The sequence below is a fragment of the Leptospira biflexa serovar Patoc strain 'Patoc 1 (Paris)' genome (assembly GCF_000017685.1).
GTDB classification, from domain to species: domain Bacteria; phylum Spirochaetota; class Leptospiria; order Leptospirales; family Leptospiraceae; genus Leptospira_A; species Leptospira_A biflexa.
Map to the genome: position 1 here is coordinate 3025088 of NC_010602.1, position 18852 is coordinate 3043939.

Genomic DNA, 18852 nt, shown 5'->3' on the forward strand with positions numbered 1-18852 from the left:
ATCACTTATCAAAAGACCCGGATACTTCACCTCTATTCGGGTTTTTCTTTTCCCACTCACCTTTCCAAATAACCCAATCCGATCCCAAGGCCAAATGCAGATAAGATTCCACGGAATCCAATGTCAAAAAAGCATCATAATTGATTTCAAACGAAGTTAAATTTTCTCGACTCGAGTTTCCTAGTCGCATTCGAAATAATTCTACAAGCTCCAATCGATCTTTAACAAACATATCTTCTGTATTCTTTTGAGAGTGGGAGAAAAATTTTTCCACGGCATAGGTAAAGATATGATCCGCTGATAAAAAAGAGTATTCAATCGAATCTTTTGCGATTTCAAGAAACAATATTTCCCACAACTCAGCCAGCGCACCTTCTTTTGTTTTACAATCATATGCTTGACAGATTGAGGTTCCATAAAACGAAAAATTTTGGCTTTTGGGATCACCTGTAAAGATAGGATGAATCATACAACCTATCCTTTGTTTGGTGTCATCTACATATCCCAAAAAGGGACAATTATAAGTCATCTCATCTTTTTTTGGAATATGGGCTTCTTTTGTTTCTCTATCTTTGCGATAGATGGGAAAACTATGTCGAATGGAAAAATCCACTGTTGTTTTAAATTCAGTGGTTCTTTCTAAAAGGAGGTTTTTATATTCGTTTGGTTGGAGTTTTAAATTGAAGAGTCCACAACAAGCACCACAGGAAACATTCCCTTTTTCTGGATGGCATAAACTCAATTCTGTTTGGCCCCTAATACAAATGGAATGAGGCCATTGAATACAAGTTCCAAATCACCTGTTTCTTTTTTTTCTTTGAAATAAGTTTGGAAAGGAATCACCATTTTACGACTTTCGTGAACCAAAACCAAGTTTCCCTTTTGATGCGCCAATTGTTCTAATAGTTTTTCGCGCGAACCATGTGACGCAGGATACAGGTATGAAGGTTTGATTCCTTTGAAATAAAAATGTGGATTGTTGTTTTCCGAAACAAGTAAGATACTGATTCGTTCTAGTTCAGCAAATTCGAGTAACATGTTTTCCAAAAAAAATTGAAGTATGATTTGGTAGGATTCTAATTCTTCCGAATTGATATCACCTTGTTCCCAACCTTCCATCCAACCTAAAATTTTAAAAACGGTTTCCTTTTGTTCATGTAAAACAGGGAGAGCCGTCTCAAAGATACTTGTGATTTTTAATTTTTGAAAATCCCAAACACAACTATAAACAAGTTCCCACCATTTTCGAAGTGTAACAGCATCATCCAAATTATTCGGTATGGATTTGTTCATTGCATGTGATGCATGGTCACTAAAAACGATCATTCCAACCACTTGGCTAATTGCTTCAAAGAGTCGGATTAAATTAAGGAGGTTTGATTTATCTACCGTTTTGGTTTTGTTCAAATTAGTACATTTGGAATAGGCTGATGCAATTGGTGTCGGATAAAACTCTATGACTGCGGTTGGGTTCAGGATCTTTGCCGAATGGAAATTCCTTCGCTCTTTTGCAAACATAGAAAAATCAGGATTCCCGTACAAAGAATAATTGGCCCAAGTCAAATCATTGGCATGGTAATTCCTACGTGCAAATTCTTTCGAAAGATAAAGGGACTCACCCACCGATTTATCCGAAAACAAATAGGTATAAAATCGAACCGTAAAATCAATAGTCCTCTCGTTATCCAAAATTTCCCAATTGGTTCCAACAAATGTTTTGATCCCAGCTGTTAAAAAAGCACCCGCATATTGATTGAGGATGTTTGTATTTAGTTTTTTACCTGCCGATTTTGCCGACATACAAGAGTTAGAGAAAACTAAATCGGTATCAATTCCTGTGGATTTGATCTCTCTTGCTTTTAAGACTTTCCCGTCTGATAACAACCAACCATTCTCCAGAGAATCATCTGAAAAATGGAGATGACCCGAATAATGGATGATGTGTTTGTCTTTGATAAGAGAAAGTAACTTGAGTTTGGTGACTTGTTTGCCACCAATGAATTCTAATTCCAATAGATGGTTTGGTACTTTTTGGCTGAGAACAGAAAACAAAACTTCGCCTTCCTTTTGGGCATGAGGAAGGTCTTCCGTGGGATCAGCAATGATGAGCATTTTGATCTTTCTATTTTCTTGGTGAGTGGACCTATGTAATCCACCTCGGATGGTTTTCCCAATCCGAAATTTATCAGAAAGGAAACTATTACCGTCGTGTAAAAGTTCCCAAGGGACAAGAGCCAGAGTTGGATCAATATTAAAATGGATACTTTGTTTGTTTGTGTTTTTTAATTTTTCAATGATCGATGTTGGAAAAAACTGCTGGAAAAAAGTTTCCCCGAGTACCTTTAGGTCTTGTAGAATATCGACATTTAAAATTTGGTTTGGTTTTGATAAAACCGACTGGGAAACGTGGACAAGTCTTTCCACTTCACCCAAATATTCTAATATAAGATCATCGTCTAACGTAGATTGGATATGAGATTCTTCAACGGGAAGATTGTCTTCCAAAACATTGAAGATATTTACATTGCCAACACGATCGATGATGAGAGAGAGCATCCTCTCATGAAGCTATCCAAGGAGAATGGACAAGTCAAACGATTTTGAAACATTAGGACCGACAAACTCGATGGTATAACTACCTGGGGTTAACCCCGAAAAACTAACACTGCCATCCAAATTGATTTTGTTGGAAAGGATGAACCTTCCATCCCGGCGGAGGTTCACTTGTTGGAACCCATGCCCACCTTCTGCTTTGACAGAAAGATACACTTCCCCTTCGTTTTCTTTGACAATTTGATAATAGAACTTTTGGTTTTCCTTTGTTGTCTCCTCAAAGATGACAGAACTTGCCTCATCCGAACGTACTTCAGCAGAGGCAGATCGCATCGCTGGCGCGAGCTCCAAACTTTCTCGGATTTGAAGTGATTCGATGAGACTGTCAATCACACGAATCCCCGATTGCGTGAGACGGACGATGAGATTGTCTTTCTTCTCGGGAGTGGAGAGGTTTTGCTTTGCGTATTCTCGTAAGAACTGTGGAAAAGGCAATTGGGCTCTGTGGAGATTAGATTCCGCTTTTTGGAGGGCAAAGGCTTCTGCCAAAGGATGGTCTTTGGCCGTTTCTTCCCGCAATTGGGCAAAGAAGGTCTCCTCACAATACCAATATGCTTCCCAAAGGTCTGGGTGATCTTGCAACTCAGCCTCACTAGGGAATGCGCCTTTGAGGAATAAATCCCGAGCGATTTCCAATGATTCTGCGTTAAAGTCCTGATGTTCCATGTGGCCCCTCCACGATGTATTGTATGACGAAGGAAATTACGGCTCCACCGCAATTGAATGCATTTTTTTTTGTATTTTTTCGAGTACCCGGAGCAGGGTGACACTCACACCACTTTCGGAAATCCCTAAGATTCGTGCAATTTCCCGGTAAGGGGTGCGGACAAGAAAGTGTCCTTTTTGTTTTTTCTCGATGAGTTTTTTGCGTTGTTCGTACTTCTTCGCAAGGGCATGGTCCAATCGTTCTTTATAATATTGTGCTTCTACTGAGTCCCCTTGGGCTTTTTGTTTTTTTTTGTTCCTTCAAATCGAGAATATTCAAATACAAAGATGTGATCTTATCTTCCATTTTGAGGTTATCCTCTTCCCGATGGGACAAATCCTCTCGGAGATTCAGGATTTCGGTGCGAATTTCTTCCTCACTACGTTTTGTTTTTTCCGCCACGAATTGTAATTCTTCCGGATCGAGGTGCAAATAATACACAAACGACAATTTGAAAACAATCCGGTTTTCCATTTTGATTGTGGAAAGTACGGATTGGAATTGGTCTGTGACGTCATGGGCAAGGGCTAAAGCATCGGCGCGTGTGTCTGGTTCGTCCTCGATCGTGCTGTATTCTTTCCCTTCTTGGTTGACCTTAGAGATGGTTTGGGTTTTCACTTCCCGTTTGGTACGTTGCCAATCGATGAGTAGGTTTCGTAGTACGGAGAAAAACCAAGTTTTAAAACTGGATTTCCCTACAAAACTTTTGAATCGTTTGCCCGATTTTAAACGTTCAAAGGCATAAATATAATAATCAGAGGCATCGTCTTCCGTTAGATGGAACACACGAATGGGGAAATTATAAATATCTTGGGAATAATGCTCAAAAAACTTTTCTAAGGCCTTTTCATTGCCTGTCCCACATTCTTTGACAAGTTCTAATATTTCTTCCGTTGAATAAGAAGTCTGATTCATAAACTACTTTCCTAAAAAAGAACCCACAAAGAGACTTCTAATAACATGAAACGTATTGTTGTGATTTTGACTCTTCTGGCAAGTTTTATTTTCGCGGAAGGACAGAAGTCCGAAGGGAAACTGGAATTTGTTTGGCCCATCCAAGGTTTGGAACTTTCCTCCCTCATCACGAGTACTTTTGGTGAATCCAGAAAAGACCACTTTCACAATGGTTTGGACATTTCTTCTGTTTTACAACCAGTGCGATCCATGGGAGATGGTTTCATTTTATACTCGCGTTATGCGGAAGACAATCCTTTTGAAGAAGAAAGGGGTTCTGGGAATATTGTTTGGGTTGCACATAAAAATGGTTATGTGAGCGGTTATTACCACTTAGGTGGCACTCGAAACGAACTCGTTAAAAATCATAAACCAGTCAAAGCAGGTGATCCCATTGGGATCTCTGGAAATACAGGTCACTCGACGGGTGGACACCTACATTTTGTTCTTGGAAAAGATTTTGGGAAAACCCTACTTGATCCCCTCTCCCATTTACCTCCCGTGGAAGACACCATGCCCCCTCAGATAGCGAATTTATTCATCCATGTGGGGGAAAATTATACTAACTTAAATGATGGTGATAACATCAATGTATCAAAAGCCTTTCCATTGACAGTCAGTATCATTGATGGTGGGATCAAAAATAGCCAACGCAGAGGAATCAAAGAAGTAAAATACCTTTTTAATGGGGAAGCTTATAAAAAAGCAAATTTTGAATCCTTACAATTTGATGGATCCAAATGGAAAACCAAGGACGGACATAGTTTTGAAGATTTATTTTTCAAAGACCGATATCTGGTTGGAGTTCTCAACCTCAAAGCCGGTGAGAATACGATCAAAGTACAAACCAAAGATTTTTCAGGTAAGGAATCGGAAAGAAATTTTAGCATTAACATCACAAGGATCAGTGGAGGAAATTAATCCCTCCACCAACACCAAGTTACATTCTCTAATGATGTTTTGATTTTAATCGTATAAAGATTGGATTTCCTTTTTATACTTTTCTGTGATCACATGGCGTTTGAGTGATAACTTTGCAGTCAATTCATCTCCCACTTCAAATGCTTTCGGAATCACAACCACACCCACAACTCGTTCAAAAGATTTGAACCCAGTTTGGGAGTTGATTTTGGATTTGATTTCCGATTCCATTTTTTGGATTACTTCTTTTTCATTCCAAAAATTTTTCCCAACAGGAGTATCAAAACGATTGAGGTTTGGATACACAAGGGCACTCAAAAACTTTTGGTCTTGGCCCACAACCATACACTGGTCAATCCATTCTGATTCCAAAATTTTCGATTCGATTGGTACCGGTTCCACATTTTCACCACCAAGTAACACAATGGTTTCTTTGGAACGGCCAACGATCCTTAAATGATGATTGGAAGTAAATATCCCTAAATCTCCAGTGTTTAACCATCCATCCACCAATACTTTGTTTGTTGCATCTGGATTTTTATAATAACCAGCCATCACTTGATTACCTTTTACATGGATTTCACCTTTCCTACCATACACAAATTTTCCAATTTCTGTATCAAGGAACACCTCTCCAGTCTGTAAATCAACAAGACGCAGTTGAGTTTTAGGGAATATTTTTCCAACAGATCCTGGAATGATTTCCTCAAATGTCCGCATCGCAAGGACAGGTGCCGTTTCTGTCATCCCGTATCCTTCTAAAACAGGAATCCCAATCATGTTAAAAAATTCATCCACATGAAAAGGAAGTGCTCCTCCTCCGGAAACAGACCCACGTAATTCCCCACCAGTTGCCTTTCTGATCTTTGACAAAACTAAAAAATCAAAAACAAGATAAGGAATCCATACGAGAAAAAAACGAATCAGATGGAAAACATATCGAATCGAAAATTTCCAAAATACAATGGGATGGATATCCAAAACGTTCCCTGTGATGATTTGCCTGGAATGGAAAAATATTTTTGCAAAAAACATCGAAACTTGGAACATCTTTTGTTTTAATCGCGAAGATTTGTTTAAGGTACCCAATATTCCTGAGTAGATGCTTTCCCATAACCTGGGAGCTGAGGCCATAAAATTAGGTTTAACAAACCTTAGGTCCTCTTTGAGTGTCCGCACACTGCTATAATATGTACATGCTCCGTAAGACAAACTAAATATCTCAAAAATCCGTTCAAAGATATGCCAAATGGGTAAGATCGAAAGGGTTTTATCCCCTTTATTCAAACGGATTGGCAAATTATGTAATTGGAACAATATATTCCCATGTGTGAGCATCACACCTTTGGGAGTCCCCGTTGTCCCAGAAGTATAAATCATGGTAAATAAATCGGATTCTATGATTGTATTGTTTTGGAATAAGTGATCTGAAGGATCTTCTTTTCTTTTTTCGGAACCTTTTGCAACTAACTCTTGCAAGGTAAATATTCTTATTTTTTTAGATTTGAGTTCCTTGTTTGCTTTGGGTGGATAGAAGAGTATGATTTCTTTGAGGAATTCTAAGTCCTTTTCCAACCGTATGACCTTTTCAAAAACAGAATCATTTTCAACAAACAATACTTTCGATTCTGAATGATTGAGAATATACAAAATATCTTGGTCTGTGACATCGGATGCCCGTGGTACATCGATGGCACCAAGTAAAGTCGTAGCGATACTGGTTTGGATCCATTCATACGAATTGTCTGCAAAGATGGCTACTTTGTCTCTTTCTGATAAGAACTCTGTGAGTCCTGATGCTAAATTTTTGGCATCAGTCAACAATTCATTATACGTTTTGAATTGGTAAACACCCGATCCCATTCTTGTTGCAAATGCATTTTTATGCCCAAATCGCTTTGGCAGATCCAAATAAAAATCTATCATGGTTCGCATTCATATTCCTCTTTTGAACAAAGAGTAACCGATGGAAAAACTTTTGTCGTCCTCTAGAATTCTTTGAGACTTAGGATGTTTATGATTTTGTTTGTTTGGATTGTTTTCGAAAATCGGTTGGAGTGATACCTACCTTTTCTAAAAAAACTCGGTTAAAAGTAGACTTTGAATTAAAGCCAACCGAGTCGGCAATGGAAAGAATCGTCCGTTCTGTTGGTTCCAATAAATAACGTTTTGCTTCTTCGATTCTGTATTGGTTGATATAATGATAAAAACCGAATCCATATCGTTTGTGAAAGTATTCTGATAATTGACCTGACTTTACACCTACCATCTCTGCCAGTTTGGAAAGATTTAAGTCTTCATCGCAAAACACTTTTTCTTGCATAAGTTCGTATAATTTTTGATCGATTATTTCTAATGGAACCGAAACCAATTTAGATTTTTCATATTTGTTTTTTTGGATATTGTCTCTAACATCCGATACAAATGGTTCCCATAATTCACGAGTGAAATAATAAAAATACATCAAGATCGGCAAAAGGTATGCGCTCAGTTTTCGAAAGAATGGTAATTGAAAACTAAACCCTATACTTCCAATCAATAAATCCAACCAAACCAAAAGGATAAAAATAAGAGAATAAATGGCACGTTTGGTAAAAAAAACAGACAACATCACATTGGGAATCCATTCTCGGATGAGAAAAACACCAACAGACAATAGGATTGATAGTTTGATTCCAAAATTGAGTCCACTCAAAACAGATCCATACTCCGAGCTTTGTAATGACTGAAGAATGTGAATCCTTTCTTCATTGGATTCTAAATAATAAGGAATTAATAAAACGATGGCGATGACTGTGGGTAAAAAACCAATCCAATGGAACTTGATTTGTTTTTCTAAAAATAAAAATTCTAAATAATAATACAAAAACGAAGCAGATAAAAATACAAATGGGATATGGATAAAAACAATCAAAGGGAAATACAAATAAAACCCCGTAAACATAAATGCACCTGTTAACAGCCATAAGCCTGTCGAAAACAGGATGAATGACCAAACAAAATCTGATTTTTTACGATTGTTGACTAAATTGGACAAGGACCAGATGATACAAAAGATTGCACCAGAGCCCATCCACAAAAACTCTAATAATACATTAAGTGTGATCGATTCTGTTTCCACAGAATTTACCCGTATACTCTCACTTCTTCCCCTACTGTGTAACGAACTGCTCCCTTTCCCAAAATATCCGTTAACATTTTCATAAGATCAGTTGTGATTTCGATGGAAAAATGATCATGAGCACGGATTACTTTTTTTTCGTCACCATTACCCACTAAGTGAAAAAATACTGATGAGGCACCCCTATGAACGGAAAGGATGTCCTGGAGTTTTAAAATCACGTCTCTGTTTTTTTCTTCCTTCATATTGATTGTCAAATGGAGTGTTTTTTCCATTTTCTTTTCAATGGTGACAGAGTTTAATTCTTCGAGTTTATTTACGATAATTTGGCCCTTTAACTCTGATTCGTCGGCATCAATTCGTTCCAAAATCCCTTTGATAAAAACAGTGTTGTCTTCCGTGAACAAATGTTTGAATTCAGCATAAGTTTTCGGAAACGCGACGCATTCAATCTCACCTGTTTGGTCTTCCAACATAAAGTTTACAAATTCTTCTTTTTTCTTCGTGAGTTTGACAACCTTTTTGGATAGAACACCAGCAATTTCCACTTTTGATTTAGGGCGGACTTCTTCTAAGTTTTCAATGGAAGTTGGATTTAGAGATTTTAGTTGTTCAGTGAATTTATCCAGAGGGTGGCCGGATAAATACAAACCGGTTGTTTCTTTCTCTCGTCGAAGAAGTTCATCATCATTCCACTCAATTCCATCTTTTGGTAAATTTAAGTTTTCTTCCGATCCACCATTTACACCACCAAACAGAGAAAATTGGCCCTCTTTTTCTTCAGCTTGTTTTTTGTTTGCATAGTTGAGAATGATATCAGTGGATTCGGATATGGTTTTCCTGGAATAACCAAAGGAATCAAACGCACCACCTTGTGCGAGTGACTCTAATACCTTTTTATTGGCCAATCGAGTATCGAGTTTTTTTGTAAAATCACTCAGTTGCTTGTAACCACCAAGTTCATTTCGATTATGAATGATATTTTGTGCGGCAAGTTCTCCAACACCTTTGATAGACGATAGGCCAAAACGTACAGTTGTATCGTCAGTGATTTCAAAAGAAATTCCTGATTCTTTTACATCAGGCCCAAGAATACGAATTCCCATCTCTTTTGCATTATTGATGTATTTCACAACATCCGTGATTTTGGAATGATCTCCTGAAAGTAATGCAGTTAGGTATTCGATCGAATAATTTGCTTTTAAGAAGGCAGTTTGGTATGTCACAAAGGCATAAGCAACCGAGTGGGATTTATTAAATCCATACTCACCGAATTTTTCCAACTGTTCAAAGAGTTCGGTTGCCAACTTTTCATTGATTTTCTTTTCAATGGCACCTTTTACAAATTTTTCTTTTAGTGCAGGGAGTTTGGATTTATCTTTTTTGGCCATCGCCTTACGGAGAACATCCGAGTCTCCTACAGAGAATCCACCCATAATCCTTGAGATACCCATTACCTGTTCTTGGTAAACAATTACACCATATGTTTCACCCAAAACCTCAGCTAAACTTTCATGTGGGAATACTACTTTTTTCTTTCCGTTTTTACGATCTAAATAATCGTCCAACATCCCAGATCCCATCGGACCAGGACGATATAATGCAAGTAAGGCGGCAATTTCTTCAAACTTTTGAACTTGCGCTTTGGCAAAAAGATCTCGAATTCCTGAAGAAGAATCCAACTGAAATATACCCAGAACATTTGCTTTCCGTAACAAACTAAAGGTGGCCGGATCATCCAAAGGGATTTTGTCTAAATCAATTAGTATTCCATGCCGTTTTTCAATGAGTTTTGTTGCGTGATGGATGGTTGTTAAGTTTTTTAAACCTAAAATATCCATTTTGATCAGCCCCACTTGTTCCGACATATTTTTGTCGTACTGAGTGACAATGGATCGACCATCACGGCCTGGTTCACTAACGGTTGATAGTGGGACAATTTCTTCCAGGGCAGTTGGCGCAATCACCACACCTGCCGCATGTCTTCCCACCTGACGATAGTTACCTTCTAGTTTCTGTGCAATTGAAAATACTTTTTTATTTAATTCAGATTTTTCAGCGATATCACGTAAATCTTTTGATGTTTCAACAGCCTCTTGGATGGTGATTCCCAATTTTTTTGGGAACAACTTACTCATTTCGTTTACTTCAGAGAACGGAACATTGAAGACACGGGCAACGTCTTTGATTGCTGCTTTTGCAGCTAAGGAACCAAAAGTGATAATTTGACCAACTCGATTTTCACCATACCGGTGTTTGATGTAATTGATCACTTCTTCTCGTCGTTCCACACAAAAATCCGTATCAATATCAGGCATATCCTTTCGATCGGGATTCAAAAATCGTTCGAAGAGTAAATTGTAACGAATTGGATCAACGTTTGTGATCCCAAGTGCATAGGCAATGATGGAACCTGCAGCCGAACCACGACCAGGTCCCACTGGAATCCCCGTGCGCCTTGCAAAATTGATATAATCTTGAACTATGAGAAAGTATCCGGCAAAATGCATATTCCGAATGGTTTGCATTTCGAATTCGGTCCTTTCCTTGACGATGGGCGTGATCTCCTTGTATTTTTCCTGAATCCCTTCCCAAACCAATTTTTCTAAATAACTGTCTGTGTCAAAACCTGGTGGTACTTCAAATGGTGGGAGTAATGGATTTCCAAATTGGAAATTGAGAGAACATTTATCGCGAATGGCGAGTGTATTATAATAAGCATCTAAATGATTGGGAAAAAGAGTTTTCATCTCTTCAGGAGATTTAACATAAAAATTTTGATTAAATCCAAATCGCATTTCATCATCGATGTTTTTGCGCATTCCAATTCGCAATAGAATGTCTTGCGCTTCTCTATCATCTTTTGTTAAGAAGTGTGAATCGTTGGTTAGCACCAAAGGGATACCAGTTCGTTTTGAAAAACCAATGACTGCTTCCGCCACTGTTTTTTGTTCTGGGATTCCATGATCTTGGATTTCCAAATAAAAATCTTCTTTCCGAAAGATTTCATGGAGTCGACCAGCTAACGCATACGCTTTGTCTTCTTTCCCTTCCAGAATTTTTCTGTTCACTTCTCCAGCAAGGCATGCTGTTAAACAGACTAGGCCTTCACTGTGGCGTTCCAACAGATCGTAATCAATACGTGGCTTTCGATAAAATCCTTCTGTAAAGGAACGACTTGCCAGTTTGATGATATTTTGGTATCCAACTTCGTTTTTACATAATAAGATGATATGGTAAGCACCACCATCTGCAATTTCATCAAGTTCGGTTTCTGCACTTCTCGAAGGTGTTACATAAAATTCACAACCGATGATGGGTTTGACTTCATGTTTGACTGCTTCTTTGTAAAACTCGATCGCACCATACATGTTCCCGTGATCAGTGATGGCGACGGAACTCATCCCCAGTTCTTTCACACGTTTCATCAAATCACTGATTCGTATGGCACCATCCAACATGGAATAGGTAGTGTGCAGATGCAGGTGGGCAAAATCTTCCATGGCTTGGTGACATAGTAAAGTCAATGCCTTCGTACGTAAAGCGCCCCAAGGGAAGGATTTTCGATTTTTTTAGGCCCAAATTGCCAAATCCCAAACCTGCCAAATCCATCCAAGCCCAAAAACGATGGATGAAGAGAGAGCCTCAGGCAAACTGGTTTTGTCCATGTCCCCATTTTCCCTACCCAAAATTTCCCCCGTAACCCATGTTTTGCGAGACAAAATTCGAGAAAAAATTGACACCAAAACAAAACCTTTAGGTTCCCTTGGTGCACTCGAATCAGTAGCACAACAAATCGCCGAAATCCAAAATACAACTTCGCCTTCTTTACGGAATCCGAAACTAATTTTGTTTGCCGCAGACCATGGGATCACCGAAGAACCAGTCTCTCTTTACCCAAAAGATGTAACATGGCAGATGGTGTTTAATTTTTTACATGGTGGTGCCTGTGCCAATGTATTTGCCAAACACAGTGGAATCGAAGTTGAAGTAGTGGATGCAGGTGTGGATCATGATTGGGATAAATCCACAATACAACTACTCCAAAAAAAAATCAGAAAAGGTACATCTAACTTTCTTAAAACTCCTGCAATGACAAAAGAGGAAGCATATCTTTCTCTGCAAAATGGAATCCATTTAATAATGGATGATCGGTACAAAGACACCAATGTATTTTTATTCGGAGAAATGGGAATTGGCAATACCTCATCCGCATCCATGGTATTATCTCATCTAACAGGAATTCCACTCTCTAAATTGGTAGGAAAAGGAACTGGATTAAATCCCAAAGGAAAAGAAACAAAATTAGAAATATTGGAAAGGGCCTACCTAAGAACAGGAAAACTGAATGATCCTCTAGAAATCCTTTCTGAATTTGGCGGATTTGAAATAGGGATGATGGCTGGAGCGATGCTCGGGGCCGCATCCAATCAAAAAGTTTTCCTTGTGGATGGATTCATCACTACCGCAGCATTTTTTGTCGCCTATCATCTGAATCCACTCGTAAAAGATTATGCTATTTTTTCACATGTTTCTGATGAAGAAGGCCACATCATTGTTTTGGATCATTTTCAAATCAGACCACTTTTAAAACTAAACTTACGATTAGGAGAAGGAAGTGGTGCGCTTGCCGCCTACCCTCTCATCGAACTCAGTGTAAAATTTTTGAATGAAATGGCTTCCTTTGCCGACGCAGGTGTCAGCGACTCAGAGACAAAATCTTAATTCACTATGAAATATATCCTATTAGAAATCCGTTTGTTTTTTGTTTGTATGTCCTTTCTCACAAGGATTCCTTCTCCGCGTTGGATCGGTTTTCAAGAAGAGTGGTTACACCATTCCATTAAATATTCTCCCTCTGTTGGTTTTTTACTCGGCAGCTTACAATGGTTTGTTTTCCTTCTGTTCCAATTTTTATTTGGACCTACGATTGCGTTTACAATTTCTCTTGGTTTTTTACTCATTCTCACTGGTGCCTTTCACGAAGATGGATTTTCCGATTTTTGTGATGGGATTGGTGGCGGATGGAAACGAGAAGATATTTTACGCATTATGAAAGACAGTCGTGTCGGAAGTTTCGGTGCCGCCGGTATTTCGTTACTTTTACTTTTAAAAGTCTTAGGTGTCTCAGAAACCTTTCACCAATATGAAATCAAAGGACTTCCATTTACCTTTGGTTCGTCTGCCCAAATTCACCTCCTCAGTGTTTGGTTGTACTTTGTGACTGCCCAGAGCTTTAGTCGATTTTTATCAATACTCATGATGAAACTTTTACCTTATGCGAAAGAAGAAGGATATGCAAAACCGATGGCAAAAGAAATCAATTGGCCTCAAATTTATTTTGCCTGTATCTTTGGAGTTACTCCTTTTTTAGCACTGGTGTATTTACATCCTTACTTTTTGCTAAGCCTACTATGTATCATCCCAAGTTTTGTTTATATGTTTTCGCTCATGAAACGATGGATCCAAGGATTCACTGGTGATTGTTTGGGGGCTGTCCAACAAGTTGTGGAAACTTGCATTTGGATCTCTGGAGTATTTGTATGGATCTCTATTTAATTCGCCATCCAGAAACCATAGCACCCAAAGGCACTTGTTACGGGCGAACTGATTTTCCACTCAAATACCCTGTAGAAGACACTGCAGAAACTACATTCGCCCATCTACCACCTAACTTTGATCATTTAGTAGTTAGCCCTGCTCCACGTGCTGTTAAATTGGCAAACGCATTACTTTCTAAATACAATCCAAATGAAAATGCTTATCATACCCAATTGAATAGAGACGAACGATTGTTAGAAATGGATTTTGGGGATTGGGATGGAAAACTTTGGGAAGAAATTCCGAGAAAAGATACAATCCCTTGGATGAAAGATTTTGTGAATGCCAGAACTCCCAATGGGGAAGCTTTTACTGACTTAATCAAAAGAGTGGATCAGTTTTTAGATGATTGGAAAACCCATGGAGCTTTACGCGAAAACTGGGAAAAGACAAACAAACAAAAATTAAATGTAATGATTGTTGTCTGCCATTCTGGTCCTATTCGAGCCATACTTTGTCGGCTCCAAGGAATTCCACATGAGGAAGCATTTAAGTCCCCTGTGGATTTTGGTTCTGTTCACAAACTAGAAATCACTTAACAGACAACTGTTTCCTAAACGAATCTAAAGGCTTATACCTTCTTTTTTTCACCTAACGGGCCTAATTTGGCGAGTATCAGTTCATTTACAAGTTTTGGATCAGCTTTCCCCTTTGTTTCTTTCATGACTCCACCGACAATGGCACCAAGCACTCGGTCTTTTCCATTTTTCCAACCTTCCACAGATTCTGGTTGGGATTCAATCACACGGATCACAATTTCTTCAAGGGCTTTGTCATCACGAACCACTTTCAGACCATTTTTCTCCACAATGGTTTCGGGTTGGTCTTTTGTAGTTAACATATCTTCAAAAATCGTCTTCGCAATTTTTCCTGTGATTTCACCAGAGTTGATGAGTTTCACAAGTTTACCAATCCGCACTGGATCAATGGCAAACTCTTGGATGGAAATATTCTCTTTATTCACAATTCCTAAGATTTCATCTTTGACCCAATTTGAAGTTTTTTTTGCATCACCTGCAATGACAAGTGCCTCTTCAAAGTATTCTGCGATTTCACGTTCACTAGTGAGAACTTCCGCATCATATTCGGGAAGTCCAAGTTCTGTTTTGTAACGTTCTTTTTTTTGTCGTGGCAACTCAGGAAGAGTTTTACGAATGTCTTCAATGAAAGAATCCGAAATTTGAATCGTAGGTAAATCTGGTTCTGGAAAATAACGATAGTCATGGCTCATCTCTTTGGAACGCATCGGGATGGTTTTGAGTAGTGTTGCATCCCAAAGTTTTGTCATTTGTTTGAAGGACTCACCTCTAGAATATACATCTTTTTGCCATTCGACTTCATAGTCTATCGCTTGTTTTACGGCCTTAAATGAGTTTAGGTTTTTGATTTCCACTCGAGTACGAAATCCTTTTTCTCCTTTCGGACGAATGGAGACGTTTGCATCACATCGTAGTGATCCCTCTTCCATATTACAATCAGATACTTGGATGTAACGAAGGATGGTTTTTAATTCATTTAAATATACATAAGCCTCATCAGAAGATCTTAGGTCTGGTTCGGAGACAATTTCGATGAGAGGTGTCCCTGCACGGTTATAATCCACATACGAACGATTGATAGAAGGATCGTGAGAGTGGATGAGTTTACCCGCATCTTCTTCCATGTGGATACGAGTCAGAGGAATGAACTTTTCTTCTTTTTCCCCTTTTAATAGAACATGAATTCCACCTTTCGTAGCATATGGTTTATCAAATTGTGAAATTTGATACCCTTTCGGTAAGTCTGGATAAAAATAATTTTTACGATCAAATTTTGTAAATTTTGTGATCTCACAACCAAGAGCCACACCAGCTCGGACTGCTTTTTCAAGGACCACCTCGTTTAACACTGGCAAGGTGCCAGGCAAGGCAACACATAAAGGAGAAATATGAGTATTGGGACTACCACCAAATTCGTTTGTGGCAGTGGAAAATATTTTTGAATTGGTATTGAGCTGGACGTGGACTTCCAGACCGATGATGACTTCGTATTCCATGGTTTGGTAACAGGATTTTCACGGAAAATGAACCTGGCAATTCAAATTCCTCCAGTTTTTAATCCAAGAGGTCTGGGACCGATTGTAGGACCAATTTATATAGATTTTTTTGCTCCCTCGAGATCCCAATTTCCCCGGTTTGATGCAATTTTTTTGTAAACTCAGAAAGTTCTCTCACCCTTGACTCAAATGCCAAACCAATTTTTTTATCTTCCAAAGCGATATGTGAAAGTAACCAATTCCGTAGGTCTTGCACCAAATGTAAACCAACCCTAGGATTACCCAATTTATACTCATCATTTCTCATTTTAATAAATTCGATAAACCGTTTGTGTTGGTTCATATGTTGTACTACATCAGTGTATCGAAAATAACGCATAATTTTATCTTCCACACCAAAATGGTCTTTGGTGTATTCAATTGCCTCAGCAATTACTTTATGAAAGGTTTCACTTGATCCATCACCTAACTTAAGTGAATGATCTAACTCTACAATCATTTTTAAGAGCCATATATGTTGTAAATCGATAATGGGAATTCCAGTAGATAAATTATAAGTTTTCCATATGTTTCGAATTTCTTGGATCGTATCAATTGATTGTTCGTGCAGTGAGATGGTTGATGTATCAATTTGCACAATATTTTGATAGATCAAAAGTTGTTCTTTTGAAATGGGATACTTACCTGATTTTAGAATTTGGTTACAATACGATTTGAGATCTACGTTAGATGCTTTAAAAAACTCTGCATAGTCTGTATCATCGTGTAAGATGTGTTGGAATAACCATTTTTTTAAGATTTGTAAAATTCCAAGTGCAGCCATTTGGTTATTTTTGGCTTCGTAATATTTTTCAGTGAGTCGTTCGACAAATTTTCGATGACCCAATACGTGTTCTTTAAAATTGGGATAGTTAAAATGTTCTAAAATATCTTCTTCTAACGCAAAATGTTCTGCCACATAATCAAGAGCCTTTCGAAAGGAAGAATGTACGTCTACATCAGAATCCGATTTTTCCGCTTCCACAATTTCTTCTTCCAATTCCAATATGATGTGTACAAGCCACACATGTTGCAGGTCAATGATGGGAATACCAAGATGGAAGGGCTCACTTAACCATGTGATTCGTAGGGAATCTAAATGTGCGGAGGAATCCTTTTGCATGTTTCCACAAAATTTAGGTGACCCGAGTTGTCACACAAATTGAGGAAAAACCCAAATTGATATTTATCATTGAATTAGAATCATTGAAACTAATTTGATTAAGATTTTGTTTATGTTGAGGAATGTAGTAAATATCAGGAAATCACCCCCGAGTTTCCCCCGGGAGTGATTTGTTTTAGACAATGTTTGATCGTTATTAGACGAAAAACTTGGTTGTCAATTTTACCATAAGTCTCACAAAACCAGAGTAAGGTGGATACATCAGTTTTGCAATAGAAGCTTTTGGTGTTTGTAAAACGGACCTTTCGTGAGAGAATGTTTTAAATCCAAAAATTCCGTGGTAACTTCCATGTCCTGAATGGTTGACTCCACCAAACGGTAAGTTTGGATTCACAAGGTGTAAAATCACATCGTTGATCACGGCTCCACCAGAACTTGTCCTACGTAACACATATTTGGATGTACTTCTCTTTTTTGTAAAGATGTACAATGCTAATGGTTTTGGTCTTTCATTGATGATATGAATTGCATCATCTAATGACTTGTATGTGACGATTGGAAGGAGAGGTCCAAAAATTTCGTCTTCCATGATTTTAGAATCAAGGGAAACATTGTTTAAGATGGTGGGTGCAATGAAGTTATCAGAACTTCTCACTTCACCACCATACGCAATTTTGGCGCCTTTTTTTACGGCATCATCAATGTAGGAAGAAACTCTGGAAAAGTTTTTTGCATTCACAATACGGCAGAAATCAGTACTTGCTGTAAAATTCTCTGGCTTCGATTTGAAAAAACTTTCAGTCGTTTCTTTCGCGTATTTTACGAATTCTTCCACTTTCGCTTCAGGGATGAGTAAGTAGTCAGGTGCTACACAAGTCTGCCCAGCGTTCAAAAACTTACCCCACATAATTCTTTCAGCTGCCACTTTCATATCAGCGTCTTCTGCGATAATAGATGGAGATTTTCCACCTAATTCGAGTGTAACGCTAGTTAAGTTTTTTGCAGCAGCTGCCATCACAATCTTTCCAACCGGAGTAGACCCTGTGAAAAAAATATGATCGAATGGAATTTCGAGTAGGGCTGTCGCAACACTCACATCCCCTTCAAACACTGCCACTTCATCCTCAGAGAATATTTCATTTAACATTACGTTAATGATGTTTGCAGTATTTGGAGTAAATTCTGATGGTTTCAACATCACTGTGTTACCCGCAGCAATCGCAGCGGCAAGTGGAGCAATTGCCAAATGGAATGGATAATTCCATGGTGCGATGATCAGACACACTCCTTTTGGTTCATACACAATTCGACTTGTGGCACCAAGCAAGGTGGGAGGAGTCATTACATTTTTAGGGCGCATCCAATGTTTGATATGGCGAATGGCATCATTGATTTCTGCGATGGTTGGTAAAATTTCAGTGATGTCCACTTCTCCTGCGGATTTTCTAAAATCGGCGTGAAGTGCATTTTGGATTTGTGGTTGGTATTTTAAGACTACATCTTTTAGTTTCTTCAGTTTTTGAATTCGTGTTTTGTAATTCGTCAAACGAAGTTCGAGAGCTTTTTTCTTTTGTGCATTAAAAATTCTATCGATGTCTTTGGGAGTAAAACTTTTGGTTTGGATGACGGCTGTGTTAGAAACATTTGCCGTAGAAAGAGTGGCTTGGGTCATGGGAATCTCCGTATTACTGACTCTCGTTCAGTTAGAGAGGAAATTCAAGAACTTTTTCAAAAACCTA

At 38.4% G+C, this 18852-nt stretch carries 13 protein-coding genes and 1 pseudogene; 4 read left to right on the forward strand and 10 right to left on the reverse strand.

The genetic code is table 11. The annotated features are described in order from the left end of the window. Position 1: 1 nt before the first annotated feature. From LEPBI_RS14355 to LEPBI_RS14375, 4 genes and pseudogenes are all read right to left on the reverse strand, one after another. Positions 2-742, reverse strand: a complete 741-nt coding sequence (locus tag LEPBI_RS14355; protein WP_012389855.1) for a hypothetical protein — start codon at positions 740-742, stop codon at positions 2-4. Then, positions 739-2556 carry a CHAT domain-containing protein gene (locus tag LEPBI_RS14360; protein ID WP_012389856.1) on the reverse strand — a complete coding sequence of 606 codons (1818 nt, stop codon included), beginning with the start codon at positions 2554-2556 and terminating at the stop codon, positions 739-741. The genes LEPBI_RS14355 and LEPBI_RS14360 overlap by 4 nt, the downstream gene beginning before the upstream one ends. 12 nt (positions 2557-2568) lie before the next feature. Further along, complete coding sequence (locus tag LEPBI_RS14365) at positions 2569-3279, reverse strand: hypothetical protein (protein WP_012389857.1); 711 nt, start codon at positions 3277-3279, stop codon at positions 2569-2571. A gap of 36 nt (positions 3280-3315) precedes the next feature. After that, positions 3316-4234: pseudogene (locus LEPBI_RS14375) on the reverse strand (sigma-70 family RNA polymerase sigma factor). A gap of 45 nt (positions 4235-4279) precedes the next feature. Between LEPBI_RS14375 and LEPBI_RS14380 the strand changes: the two are divergent. Beyond that, positions 4280-5194 carry a M23 family metallopeptidase gene (locus tag LEPBI_RS14380; protein WP_012389860.1) on the forward strand — a complete coding sequence of 305 codons (915 nt, stop codon included), beginning with the start codon at positions 4280-4282 and terminating at the stop codon, positions 5192-5194. A 45-nt stretch (positions 5195-5239) separates the two neighbouring features. Here LEPBI_RS14380 and LEPBI_RS14385 read toward each other — a convergent pair whose 3' ends face one another. The 3 genes from LEPBI_RS14385 to dnaE all read right to left on the reverse strand — a co-directional run bounded on the left by LEPBI_RS14385 (position 5240) and on the right by dnaE (position 11818). Beyond that, positions 5240-7129, reverse strand: coding sequence for an AMP-dependent synthetase/ligase (locus LEPBI_RS14385; RefSeq protein ID WP_012389861.1), 1890 nt, complete (start codon positions 7127-7129; stop codon positions 5240-5242). Positions 7130-7208: 79 nt separating this feature from the next. Then, positions 7209-8315: an AraC family transcriptional regulator gene (locus tag LEPBI_RS14390; protein ID WP_012389862.1), complete on the reverse strand. Its 1107-nt coding sequence runs from the start codon at positions 8313-8315 to the stop codon at positions 7209-7211. A 5-nt stretch (positions 8316-8320) separates the two neighbouring features. Then, on the reverse strand, positions 8321-11818 hold the full coding sequence (dnaE, locus tag LEPBI_RS14395) for a DNA polymerase III subunit alpha (RefSeq protein ID WP_041769897.1): 3498 nt from the start codon (positions 11816-11818) through the stop codon (positions 8321-8323). Between the two features lie 163 nt (positions 11819-11981). On the opposite strand from dnaE, the gene cobT reads away from it, so the two are divergent. The 3 genes from cobT to LEPBI_RS14410 are packed head-to-tail and all read left to right on the forward strand — an operon-like array spanning position 11982 to position 14455. Beyond that, entirely contained in the window at positions 11982-13040 is a 1059-nt protein-coding gene (cobT, locus tag LEPBI_RS14400; protein WP_012476405.1) for a nicotinate-nucleotide--dimethylbenzimidazole phosphoribosyltransferase, read from the forward strand. Between the two features lie 6 nt (positions 13041-13046). Beyond that, the gene (locus LEPBI_RS14405; RefSeq protein WP_012389865.1) at positions 13047-13874 is read left to right on the forward strand and encodes an adenosylcobinamide-GDP ribazoletransferase; all 828 of its coding nucleotides are present in this window, start codon (positions 13047-13049) and stop codon (positions 13872-13874) included. Further along, the gene (locus LEPBI_RS14410) at positions 13859-14455 is read left to right on the forward strand and encodes a histidine phosphatase family protein (RefSeq protein ID WP_012389866.1); all 597 of its coding nucleotides are present in this window, start codon (positions 13859-13861) and stop codon (positions 14453-14455) included. Before LEPBI_RS14405 ends, LEPBI_RS14410 begins: the two co-directional genes overlap by 16 nt. Before the next feature lie 32 nt (positions 14456-14487). On the opposite strand, the gene gatB is transcribed toward LEPBI_RS14410, so the two are convergent. From gatB to LEPBI_RS14425, 3 genes are all read right to left on the reverse strand, one after another. After that, entirely contained in the window at positions 14488-15951 is a 1464-nt protein-coding gene (gene gatB, locus LEPBI_RS14415) for an Asp-tRNA(Asn)/Glu-tRNA(Gln) amidotransferase subunit GatB (protein ID WP_012389867.1), read from the reverse strand. A gap of 58 nt (positions 15952-16009) precedes the next feature. After that, positions 16010-17113: a bacteriohemerythrin gene (locus tag LEPBI_RS14420; protein ID WP_012389868.1), complete on the reverse strand. Its 1104-nt coding sequence runs from the start codon at positions 17111-17113 to the stop codon at positions 16010-16012. Between the two features lie 196 nt (positions 17114-17309). Next, positions 17310-18785 carry an aldehyde dehydrogenase family protein gene (locus LEPBI_RS14425; RefSeq protein ID WP_012389869.1) on the reverse strand — a complete coding sequence of 492 codons (1476 nt, stop codon included), beginning with the start codon at positions 18783-18785 and terminating at the stop codon, positions 17310-17312. Between the last annotated feature and the right edge of the window lie 67 nt (positions 18786-18852).

Coding starts and splice junctions, on each gene's coding strand:
- LEPBI_RS14360 (WP_012389856.1), bottom strand. CDS start 2,556: ATGCTCTCTCTCATCATCGATCGTGTTGGCAATGTAAATATCTTCAAT.
- LEPBI_RS14365 (WP_012389857.1), bottom strand. CDS start 3,279: ATGGAACATCAGGACTTTAACGCAGAATCATTGGAAATCGCTCGGGAT.
- LEPBI_RS14380 (WP_012389860.1), top strand. CDS start 4,280: ATGAAACGTATTGTTGTGATTTTGACTCTTCTGGCAAGTTTTATTTTC.
- LEPBI_RS14385 (WP_012389861.1), bottom strand. CDS start 7,129: ATGCGAACCATGATAGATTTTTATTTGGATCTGCCAAAGCGATTTGGG.
- dnaE (WP_041769897.1), bottom strand. CDS start 11,818: ATGGAAGATTTTGCCCACCTGCATCTGCACACTACCTATTCCATGTTG.
- cobT (WP_012476405.1), top strand. CDS start 11,982: ATGTCCCCATTTTCCCTACCCAAAATTTCCCCCGTAACCCATGTTTTG.
- LEPBI_RS14405 (WP_012389865.1), top strand. CDS start 13,047: ATGAAATATATCCTATTAGAAATCCGTTTGTTTTTTGTTTGTATGTCC.
- LEPBI_RS14410 (WP_012389866.1), top strand. CDS start 13,859: ATGGATCTCTATTTAATTCGCCATCCAGAAACCATAGCACCCAAAGGC.
- gatB (WP_012389867.1), bottom strand. CDS start 15,951: ATGGAATACGAAGTCATCATCGGTCTGGAAGTCCACGTCCAGCTCAAT.
- LEPBI_RS14420 (WP_012389868.1), bottom strand. CDS start 17,113: ATGCAAAAGGATTCCTCCGCACATTTAGATTCCCTACGAATCACATGG.
- LEPBI_RS14425 (WP_012389869.1), bottom strand. CDS start 18,785: ATGACCCAAGCCACTCTTTCTACGGCAAATGTTTCTAACACAGCCGTC.